Annotated in this window: 1 protein-coding gene; it reads left to right on the top strand. The window is 65.9% G+C overall.

Annotated elements, in window-relative coordinates; translation table 11 throughout:
* Positions 1-122 precede the first annotated feature (122 nt).
* Positions 123-1370 (top strand): IS256 family transposase, encoded by a 1248-nt coding sequence (locus PLL68_RS15190; RefSeq protein ID WP_324535539.1) that lies wholly within the window; start codon positions 123-125, stop codon positions 1368-1370.
* Positions 1371-1419: the final 49 nt, after the last annotated feature.

The raw sequence follows: 1419 nt of genomic DNA, 5'->3' as shown, positions 1-1419 counted from the left end.
AGTTGAGTCCCGCATAGTGGTGTAGCGCGCGGTGGTCTGGCTCGTCGTTCACGACGTAAGCGCGGCCACCGTGTGATCCTTCGAGAAAGCTCTCTACTTCTCACTCGAATGGAGTCATCACGATGACCGCTCCTCATATTGTCGACCCTGCTGGCGTGCTCAGCGAAGCACTGTTGGACGCGTCGCCGGATCTGATGCGCAGCTTGCTGCAGACCATGATCAACGCGTTGCTGTCCGCTGACGCCGACGCCGTCGTTGGCGCGGAGTGGGGTAAGCCCTCACCCGACCGGCTCACACAACGCAACGGTTACCGGCACCGCGACCTCGACACCCGCGTCGGCACCATCGACGTCGCCATCCCGAAGCTGCGGCAGGGCACCTACTTCCCGGAATGGCTGCTCGAGCGTCGCAAACGCGCAGAGACCGCGCTGATCACCGTCGTCGCGGACTGCTACCTCGCCGGGGTCTCCACCCGCCGGATGGACAAGCTGGTGAAGACCCTCGGAATCCACTCCCTCTCCAAGTCGCAGGTCTCGCGCATGGCGGCTGAGCTCGACGAGCACGTCGACCAGTTCCGCCACCGACCCCTGGGCGATGCCGGGCCGTTCACATTCGTCGCCGCTGACGCGCTCACGATGAAGGTCCGCGAAGGCGGACGGGTCATCAGCGCCGTCGTCCTGATCGCCACCGGCGTCAACGCGGACGGGCGCCGCGAAGTCCTCGGTCTGCGCGTCGCAACCTCGGAGACCGGGGCAGCGTGGAACTCGTTCTTCGCCGACCTTGTCGCCCGTGGGCTCGGCGGCGTCCGCCTCGTCACCAGCGACGCCCACCAAGGGCTCGTCGAGGCCATCGCGGCGAACCTGCCCGGCGCGGTCTGGCAGAGATGCCGGACGCATTACGCCGCGAACCTGATGTCCGTGACACCGAAAACCATGTGGCCGGCGGTGAAAGCGATGCTGCACTCCGTCTACGATCAGCCCGACGCCGACGCGGTTCACGCCCAATTCGACCGGCTGCTGGACTACGTCGACGGCAAGCTCCCCGACGCGTTCGAGCACCTCGACACCGCCAGGGCGGACATCCTCGCCTTCACACAGTTTCCCGAAGGGCTCTGGCAGCAGATCTGGTCGAACAATCCCAACGAGCGCCTCAACCGAGAAATCCGCCGCCGCACCGACTCCGTCGGGATCTTCCCGAACCGCGACGCGATCATCCGCCTCGTCGGCGCAGTCCTCGCCGAACAGACCGACGAATGGGCCGAAGGCCGACGCTACCTCGGCCTCGACATCCTCGCCAAGAGCCGCCTCACCTTCGTCACCGACACCAGCACCGAGGAGGTGACCGACCCCGTCCTCGAACTCAGCGCCTAACCCCTCACATCGAAGGACCGACCGCTACACCACTACCAGGGACTTGACC

It is taken from the genome of Ornithinibacter sp., from assembly GCF_035443565.1.
Classification (GTDB): domain Bacteria; phylum Actinomycetota; class Actinomycetes; order Actinomycetales; family Dermatophilaceae; genus Fodinibacter.
Note: the sequence above shows the minus strand (reverse complement) of the source record. Positions and strands in the feature narration are given on the sequence as shown.